Source organism: Lentilactobacillus dabitei, from assembly GCF_019061365.1.
GTDB lineage: Bacteria > Bacillota > Bacilli > Lactobacillales > Lactobacillaceae > Lentilactobacillus > Lentilactobacillus dabitei.
The window spans coordinates 1-9,491 of sequence record NZ_JAHPPD010000095.1; the positions used below are offsets into that span (position 1 = coordinate 1).

General features: G+C 40.0%; 9 protein-coding genes. 1 reads left to right on the forward strand and 8 read right to left on the reverse strand.

Annotation, left to right across the window (positions count from 1 at the left end):
- Positions 1–159 precede the first annotated feature (159 nt).
- From KTE19_RS11595 to rpsO, 8 genes are all read right to left on the reverse strand, one after another.
- Positions 160–471, reverse strand: a complete 312-nt coding sequence (locus tag KTE19_RS11595; protein WP_217161567.1) for a nucleoside triphosphate pyrophosphohydrolase family protein — start codon at positions 469–471, stop codon at positions 160–162.
- A gap of 1 nt (position 472) precedes the next feature.
- Positions 473–1,051: a ribosome biogenesis GTP-binding protein YihA/YsxC gene (yihA, locus tag KTE19_RS11600; RefSeq protein WP_217161569.1), complete on the reverse strand. Its 579-nt coding sequence runs from the start codon at positions 1,049–1,051 to the stop codon at positions 473–475.
- 80 nt (positions 1,052–1,131) lie between these two features.
- Positions 1,132–2,379 carry an ATP-dependent Clp protease ATP-binding subunit ClpX gene (gene clpX / locus KTE19_RS11605; RefSeq protein WP_217161570.1) on the reverse strand — a complete coding sequence of 416 codons (1,248 nt, stop codon included), beginning with the start codon at positions 2,377–2,379 and terminating at the stop codon, positions 1,132–1,134.
- A gap of 152 nt (positions 2,380–2,531) precedes the next feature.
- A complete protein-coding gene (tig, locus tag KTE19_RS11610; RefSeq protein ID WP_217161572.1) occupies positions 2,532–3,863 on the reverse strand; it encodes a trigger factor in 1,332 nt (443 codons plus the stop codon).
- Positions 3,864–4,213: 350 nt separating this feature from the next.
- The gene (gene tuf, locus KTE19_RS11615) at positions 4,214–5,401 is read right to left on the reverse strand and encodes an elongation factor Tu (RefSeq protein ID WP_056981575.1); all 1,188 of its coding nucleotides are present in this window, start codon (positions 5,399–5,401) and stop codon (positions 4,214–4,216) included.
- Between the two features lie 182 nt (positions 5,402–5,583).
- Entirely contained in the window at positions 5,584–6,498 is a 915-nt protein-coding gene (locus tag KTE19_RS11620; protein WP_217161574.1) for a hypothetical protein, read from the reverse strand.
- Between the two features lie 85 nt (positions 6,499–6,583).
- Complete coding sequence (locus tag KTE19_RS11625; protein WP_217342338.1) at positions 6,584–8,314, reverse strand: ribonuclease J; 1,731 nt, start codon at positions 8,312–8,314, stop codon at positions 6,584–6,586.
- A gap of 175 nt (positions 8,315–8,489) precedes the next feature.
- Positions 8,490–8,759 (reverse strand): 30S ribosomal protein S15, encoded by a 270-nt coding sequence (gene rpsO / locus KTE19_RS11630; RefSeq protein WP_008855546.1) that lies wholly within the window; start codon positions 8,757–8,759, stop codon positions 8,490–8,492.
- Between the two features lie 241 nt (positions 8,760–9,000).
- On the opposite strand from rpsO, the gene rpsT reads away from it, so the two are divergent.
- Complete coding sequence (gene rpsT / locus KTE19_RS11635; protein WP_217342339.1) at positions 9,001–9,255, forward strand: 30S ribosomal protein S20; 255 nt, start codon at positions 9,001–9,003, stop codon at positions 9,253–9,255.
- Positions 9,256–9,491: the final 236 nt, after the last annotated feature.

Consider the following 9,491-nt stretch of genomic DNA (forward strand, 5'->3'; position numbering starts at 1 on the left):
AAAGGCATTCGATTGTGTTATCTGAAGAATAACATGCTCGAATGCCTTTTTGAATACGTCCAATTATTTAGTGCTTACTTTCTAACTTCACAAATCAATTGTTAATAAAAAAGCCCAAATCAGGTGTTTGACTACCTAACTTGGACAATTGCAGTGATCCTAGATATTAACTTGATTGACGCCACCCAATTGTGATGGGTACCGTTTTTTAAGCCGCTTAATATTATCTTCAGCAACCTTATCAAAGGGAATGTCAGCCCATTCGGAAATTTGGGATAAGTACCATAGCACATCCCCCATCTCTTTAATGAGTTGATCGTGATCTAGCTTTTGACTCTGAAATGTATACTTACGAATTAAGTCGGCCACTTCACCAGATTCACCAGTTAAACCCAGTGCACAGTTAGTGAGCACCTGCTCTTTGCCCATCAAAGTTCGATTCGCCGCCTTTTGGTATTCATCAAAATCCATTTTACATTCTCCCCTCAATCCATTGCCAGACCTCGTTTTTACCGTCCTTTGTCAATGCTGAAAACAGGATAAGCTCTTCATCATTAATTTGCAAAGTCTTTTTAATCAGCGATTCTTGTTTGTTCCATTTACCCTTAGAAATTTTATCCATTTTAGTGGCAACTGTTAAGACATCGATGCCATAGTAAACCAGCCATTCGTGCATCGAAATATCATCGTCAGTTGGGGCATGACGACCATCCACAAGGGCAATCACCCCTCTGAGTTGGTCACGCTTGGTCAAGTAGGTTTCAATCATTTTGCCCCACTTTTCCCGACTCGCTTTGGATGCTTTGGCATAACCATATCCAGGCACATCAACAAAATATAATTTGTCATCAATGTTATAAAAATTGAGTGTCTGGGTCTTCCCAGGTTGACTTGATGTCCGGGCAAATTTTCGCCGGTTAATCAGCACATTGGTCAATGAAGATTTGCCGACATTAGACCGACCAACAAGTGCAATCTCTGGAAACATGGTATTTGGATATTGCTTTTCTGCCACCGCGCTTATTGTCAAATCGACATTTTGAACCTCCATCAAACCACTCCTTTAATTTGTCATTAAAATAAAAAAGTCCGATCGCAAACTAACTAAAGCTTACATCAGACTTTCTCGAATTACGATGCCTTTTTTAAAATCAGCTTTGGTTCTTTATGATCAGTCACCGTTTCAGGTGTGATGATAACCTTTGAAACATCCTTACGGCTTGGCAAATCAAACATAATATCTCGCATTGTGTCTTCAATGATTGACCGTAAGCCACGAGCACCGGTGTTTCTTGAGATAGCCAGTTCAGCCATCTTAGTCAACGCACCAGGTGCAAATTCCAATTCGGCGCCATCAAGTTCGATCAATTTCTTGTATTGTTTAACCAATGCATTCTTAGGCTCAGTCAAAATCCGAACAAGATCTTTCTCATCCAATTTATCTAATGCCGTCAAGATTGGCAAACGACCGATGAATTCTGGAATCAATCCAAACTTCAGCAAGTCTTCTGGAATTACGGCCTGCATGATATTGCGGTTATCAAGATCAGGTGCTTTGTCGGAATCAGTTCCAAAACCAATTGTCTTGTCGCCTAAACGACTCTTAACAATCCCTTCAATCCCATCAAATGCACCACCAACAATGAACAAAATATTGGTTGTGTCGATCTGAATAAACTCTTGTTGAGGATGCTTACGACCACCCTGAGGCGGAACGTTGGCAATTGTCCCTTCGAGAATCTTGAGTAAGGCTTGTTGAACACCTTCACCGGAAACGTCACGGGTAATCGATACGTTCTCTGATTTCTTGGCAATTTTATCGATTTCATCAATGTAAATGATCCCATGTTCAGCTCGTTCAACATCATAATCGGCATTTTGCAATAGCTTTAAGAGAATGTTTTCAACATCTTCACCAACATAACCAGCTTCGGTCAATGTCGTCGCATCAGCGATTGCAAACGGTACGTTTAAAATCTTGGCAAGCGTCTGTGCCAGGTAAGTTTTACCTGAACCAGTTGGTCCTATGATACAAATGTTACTCTTTTGGAGTTCCAAATCTTCATCAGGCTCGCTGATCATTTCATTCACTCGCTTGTAGTGATTGTAAACCGCTACTGAAAGGGTTCGCTTCGCATTATCTTGACCAATCACAAATTCATTTAATTTATCCAAAATTTGTTTAGGTGTCAAAACTTTGAGTAAATCTTCTGAAGACTTTTCAGGGGCAAGCTCCTCGTCAATAATTTCTTTACATAAATCAATACATTCATTACAAATGTAGACGCCTGGACCAGCGACAATTTTCTTTACTTGGTCTTGGGTTTTACCACAAAACGAACAAGTAATGGGTCCGCTTGATTCGTTATCTTCAAACAATATAGTCACTCCTCCATCCGAGATGGACTTTAATCACTTTTATCAATCAACTATTTGATACTTTATCATACCACGGTGAAATTGCAATCAGAAGGCTTGACCACTCCCGAAAAAAAGACCCGTCTGATTAACGGATCTCCTTAGGAAGAAAACTATTTTTCTGAGCTGTCTTCTTTATCCTTTGAATCATCTTTTGCTTTAGCGTCTTGCTTTGAAGAATCAACAATCATGTCAATTGCTTGCTTGATCGCAATATCATGCTTCAACATATCATCAGTCAAAGCTTTACGAACAGCGTCTTCCTTCATTCCATATTGTTTAGCTAAATCTTTAACTTCAGCCTTAACATCATCTTCTGAAGGTTCGATGTTTTCTTTGTCAACAATTGCTTCAAGAACAAGGTTGGTCTTAACCCGCTTTTCAGCGCCATCTGAGAATTGCTTCTTCAGATCTTCAGGCTTCGTTCCAGTTAACTGGAAGTACATCTGTTGGTTAATTCCTTGTTGTTGCATGCCAGCAAGATATTGATCCATTTGACGTTGGATATCTTCGTTGATCATGGCTTCTGGAATATCTTTGACTTCAGCGTTATCAGTTGCTTCACTGATGGCTGCGTCTTCGATTGCATCGCGGGCTTCGCTCTTCTTCTGTTTCTTTAAGTCGTCCTTGATCTTCTCTTTTAATTCTTCAAGGCTGTCAACATCTTCATCAACATCCTTTGCGAAGTCATCATCTAACTTAGGTAATTCCTTAGTCTTAACTTCGTGAATCTTAGTTTCGAAAACGGCATCCTTACCAGCTAATTCTTTAGCTTGGTAATCCTTAGGGAAGGTCACCTTAACTTCAACATCTTCGCCGGCCTTGTGACCAATCAATTGATCTTCGAAACCAGGGATGAATGAGTTGGAACCTAACTCTAGTGAATGGTTTTCAGCCTTGCCACCTTCAAATGGTTTGCCGTCAACTTTTCCTTCAAAATCGATGACAACTGTGTCACCTTTTTCAGCAGCCTTGCCTTCTTTAAGAACAAGTTCTGCTTGGCTTTCACGCTTCTTTTCCAATTCAGCGTCAACGTCTTTTTGGTATACTCGGGTATTTTGCTTAGGAACACTTAAGCCCTTGTAATCGCCAAGCTTAACTTCTGGCTTAACGGTCACATTAGCCTTGATAACCCATGGCTTACCCTTTTCCATTGATTCAACATTGATCTTAGGTTGATCAACGGGTTCGATTTTGGCTTCACTAACAGCCTTTGAATATTCATCTGGAAGTAAGATGTTCAAAGCATCTTCGTATAATGCTTCTTCACCATACATCTTGGTGAAAATTGAGCGAGGAACCTTTCCCTTACGGAATCCAGGTACCCGGATGCTCTTCTTGTTCTTTTCAAATGCACGATCTAAACCAGTTTTAATTGAGTCAGCACCAATTTCGAAAGTTAATTCTCCATCATTGGTACCCTTCTTTTCCCATTTTGCAGACATTCTTTTTCCTCCGAGACGAAAAGATTATTTTTACAATTCATAATTGCATAACATTGTTATTTTAACGTATTAACAGTGAAATGTAAAATTTATTTCCTAAACATATCTATATTGTATGAGCTTTTTTGAACCCCGTTTCAATCAATTGTTCGGCTTCAGCGTGACGCCTGGCGACCTATTCAATTCCCAATCAAACAACTTTGTGGTATAAGAATAATTTGTGGTCATGTTCGGAACGCCAGAAATCGTAATCGAATATTGCTATCGCGATTGATCCAAAAATATACTGAGACAGCAAAAAAGCCATGAGGAAAATCCTCACAGCTTCATGCGGCCATTAGCTTAGCGAACTAGTCGTTAACGTCACTAACAACACCGGCACCAACAGTATGGCCACCTTCACGGATGGTAAACTTAGTACCCTTTTCAATGGCAACTGGCTTCGTCAATTCAACTTGGAATGTAACGTTATCACCAGGCATAACCATTTCAACGCCCTTTTCTAGTTCAATAACACCGGTAACATCGGTAGTATGGAAGTAGAATTGTGGACGATAGTTTGAGAAGAATGGCGTATGACGGCCACCTTCTTCTTTAGTCAAGATATAAACTTGACCTTCGAACTTCTTGTGGGTCTGGATTGAACCAGGAGCAGCAAGAACTTGTCCACGGACAACTTGGTCACGGTCGATACCACGAAGAAGAACACCAACGTTATCTCCGGCTTGACCTTGATCCAATGTCTTACGGAACATTTCGAGTCCAGTAACAGTTGACTTAAGTGGTTGATCATTCAAACCAACGATTTCAACTTCGTCACCGACTTTAACAGTACCACGATCGATACGGCCAGATGCAACAGTACCACGACCAGTGATAGTGAAGACATCTTCAACTGGCATCAAGAATGGTTTGCTGTCATCACGTTCTGGAGTTGGAATGTATTCATCAACAACATCCATTAAGTGAAGAATAACTTCTTCTTGTTCCTTGTCGCCTTCAAGGGCCTTAAGAGCTGACCCACGGATAACAGGAATATCATCACCAGGATAATCGTATTCAGAAAGCAATTCACGAACTTCCATCTCAACCAAGTCAACCAATTCGTCATCATCAACTAAATCAGTCTTGTTTAAGAATACAACGATGTAATCAACACCAACTTGGTGAGCAAGCAAGATATGTTCACGAGTTTGTGGCATTGGGCCATCAGTTGCGGCAACAACCAAAATAGCACCATCCATTTGAGCGGCACCAGTGATCATGTTCTTAATGTAATCAGCATGTCCTGGGGCATCAATATGGGCATAGTGACGCTTTTCAGTTTCGTATTCAACGTGGGCAGTGTTGATTGTTATACCACGTTCACGTTCTTCTGGTGCTGCATCGATATCAGCGTAGTCTTCAGCTTTAGCGAGACCTTTTTCAGCTAATACCTTGGTGATAGCAGCAGTTAAAGTAGTTTTCCCGTGATCAATATGGCCAATAGTACCAATATTTACATGGGGTTTTGTTCTTTCATAATGTTCTTTTGCCATTAATGAAACCTCCTGTTGTTTTCAAGAATTACATCAATTCGCATCAATGCATTTCTAAGTGTTATTATACTACATCTTCTGGAAAAGACAAAGCAGTCAATTTTCGAAGAATCCTTAAGTATTATATCGATAGTTAATTTGTTTGTAAACAGATTACGCTCATTTTCCGAAAATAATTTTGATTACATCAATTTAATTTTGCTTTCTTGGTCATAAATAATGCTTATCCATTTCATAATTAACCGTTGATCTGAAGTGTTGACATCAATTTGATCACCGAACGATCGCGCAACGATGGCTTGGAACCAATATTCCGGATCAGTTATCACCTTATCGAAAAATGGATAAATATAATTACTTTGTGTAAATAGTTCCTTTTCGAGTAAGGCTAATTTGATTGGATCAGACGAAGCATAATTGTCTTCAATAATATTCAAAACGGCTACTAATGAAGAATATTGATCAATAGATTTCAATTTTAGAATATTAATTTCATAGTCTTGATTGTCCAACCAGTTGAGGGTAACCGAAACATCGGCGTTTACTTTGACCAATTCCAACAAAATCTGACTTTTCGGAACTTCCCATAAAAATGGATCCCTCAAAATGTTTTTTCCTGCCAATACATATTCGTCAAACGGTAGCTGTTTAGCGTCCTCCACCCGCCTCACCTGGGTATAGGCATTCAAACCACCAATATGTGCAAATTGGTTAATCTGCTGATCAAGTAATTCAGCATGTTGCTGGCGATAATTTTCTTCAGCGGCCAGAATTTGTGTTCGCCAGTCGGCAACCGATTGAGCAGCGATTTCCCTTGCGACCATAAAATGGGCATTCTTCAGTGATATCTCGATCAATGATGGAATCCACTCGGCAACCCTGACAAATTCATCTTCATAGCGATTAATAATTGACTGAGCTTCCGCAGTCCGCTTCAGCTTAAACAACGCTTTTGTCCGTAGAAAATTAACGTCAATCTGATTGGGATATTTCGCCAACAAATGTTCAACCTTATGCATTACCTGATTAAACCGCTGGTCCGCGTAATCTGCTTGGGCACTCATCAGGATAACTTGATCATTCTTCGATAATTGCATTTCTTCGCCTCACAATCTTTGGACAGAAAACGAGCAATTCAAATAAATGAACCACTCGTTGCCATTTTTATTCATGTGATCGAAATTAATTTGCTGATTCCGATTTCTTCTCGTTGTTCTTTTGCTTTTTCTTGGAACGCTTATGATGTTGATTAACTTCCATTATAACTGGTAAAATCACGGGACGCCGCTTGGTTTGTTTATACAGATAATCACTTAGATCATCCCTAACGTCCTGCTTCAAGTTACTCCAATCAAACTCTTTATGCTCAAGATTGTTGGTAACTGTCTTTTCAATAATGCCAGCTGCTTCCTTCATAAGATCCTTGTTAGCCTTAACGTAAACGAATCCTCTTGAAGTGAGCTTAGGCTCGGCAACAATCCGCTTCTTCTTGCGATCAATTGTGACGACCGCCACAAAAATACCATCTTCAGACAATACTTTCCGATCTCGCAGCACGATATTACCAATATCGCCAATTCCGATTCCGTCAATCATGGTGTCGGCAAGATCTTCACTGCCACCAACCCACATTTCGTCTTTGTTGACTGAAATCTTGTCACCCTTATTAGGAATGTAAATTTGCTTATCAGTATAACCAATTTGCTTAGCCAGTTGTGCGTTGGCCTCCAGCAAACGATATTCACCCTGAACAGGAATGATGTACTTAGGATGTAATAAGTTGATGAGCAACTGCAAGTCTGTCTGACTGGCATCACCCGATGAATTCATTTGATCGGAAATCATTTTAACTTCACCATCCGCGCGGTAAACCATATCCCGAGTTTTAGCAACGGTCGTTTCCATCGCAGTTGACGGCGTTGTTGTGATGAACACCAAGTCTTTGGGCTCAATGTTAATGTCACTTTGTTCCTTATTAGCCATCCGCTGAAGGGCTTTGATCGGTTCACCCATCTTGCCGGTCTGAATGATGACAACCTTATCTGGAGCCAACTTGTTCAACTCATCAATGGAATCAATTAAAAGATCATCTTCTGGTAAGGTTAAGGTCTTCAAACGCATTGCGGTCCGAACAATTCGTTCCAAATCATGACCCGTCAAATAAACCCGGCGACCACACTTGGCAGCGGCATTAAAGACTTGTTGCATCCGCAAAATGTTGGAGGCAACACTTGCAACGATGATGCGGCTGTCCTGATAATTAAATGTGTCGTAAATGTACTCAGCAATCTGCTTTTCCGAGGCGCTTGGCTTGGGGTTTTCGGCATTGCCAGAATCACTCAGTAGTGCTAGAACCCCTTCATCACCCAACTGGGTTAAAGCGGAGTAATTGGTCTGATAGAGTGGAGCGGCTGTTTGATCAAATTTGAAATCGCCTGTATAAACAATTGCTCCTTCAGAAGTATGAATGGCAATTCCAAGTGATCCAGGAATCGAATGGGTCGTCTTAAAGAAGGTGACCTTAACGTCATCAAAATCAATTTCACTGTGATCGCTGACAATATGAAAATCATCAAAGCTCTTTAATTCTTCAGAATCTGCCACGTTCAACTTAGCTAACTCAATGGTCATTTCAGAGCCGAACACTGGCACATCAAATTCACTCAAGAAGTACGAAATCGCACCAATTGAGTCCGCATGCCCGTGCGTCAAAAAGACGCCCACAATTCGGTCTTTATTCTTTTCCAAATAACTAAAATCGGGAATTACAACGTCAATTCCAAGCAATTCATTTTCAGGGTATCTTAAACCACAGTCTAAAATATAGATACCGCCGTTGATGTCCACAGCATACATGTCTTTGCCGTTTTCACGGACTCCGCCAATGGGCATAATTTTTATTTCGCTTTTCATGTTTCACCTCAAAAAATAATTTGTTCTTTTTTTACGTTCGTTTTCAGCTTCTATTAGTTTACCATATTTTTCCAGAAAACCGAATTTTTAGTAAGAGATTGTTGAATAATTTAAATTTGGGCAGAAAAAAAGGATGTGTACAAAGCCGCAGCCCTGCAACATCCCTCTTCAAATATTAACGACGAATTCCTAAGCTTTGGATCAAGTCACGGTAACGTGCAACATCCTTACCACGAAGGTAAGCAAGTAGGTTACGACGATGACCAATCTTCTTCATAAGTCCCCGTTGTGAATGATAATCTTTTCGATGTGTCCGCATATGTTCGTTGATTTCGTTGATATCTGCGGTCAAAACAGCGATTTGCACCTCTGCTGATCCAGTATCGCCTTCATGACGCGCATACTTCTTGATAATTTCATTCTTCTTTGTTTGTGTAACTGCCATAGTTCACAACCACCTTTTCTAAAATGATCCAACAACTGAGTAAGCGGCAGTGGTCCCCGACGAACTAAGTTGAAGGTCTGTGCAACGCACAAAAAATAGTATAACGGATTTTAACGAGTAATACAAGGATATCTTACATGATACCGCTCAGTTTTGCTTGCAATCGCCTTGTCATTTTTGTATAATGATGTCTGTTGAAATTTAATGGTTATATTTAGAATGATCTTCGGAGGTGAACAAAATGCCAATTATCAAATCTGCTATCGAACGTGTTAAAACCAACGAAAAGGCTCAACGCAGAAACGCAGCTCAGTTGAGTACATACCGGACTGCTGTTAAAAAGTTTGAAAGAGCTCGGATTGCTGGTGCTGACGATACAAAGGATTTATACATCAACGCAATCAGTGCAATTGATCGCGCAAAATCAAAGGGTTTAATTAAAGCTAACAAAGCTTCACGTGACAAGTCACGTTTAACTAAGAAATTAGCAAATTAAGACTTCCAAGTTGTTAGTTAAACTAACAACTTTTATGATACATATTCTTGCAGGACTCACCAATTTGGTGGGTTCTTTTTATTGACGGATCTATATATAAGAGGCTCACCGTTAAAATCCAAAAATTAGGATTCTAACTGGTGAGCCTGTTTTATAAAGGTTCTACAATATCTGTTGTTGGTAATAGATTTTATCTATTACTGATGACAGATTTTTTGTTTCTCGTTAGAATAAAA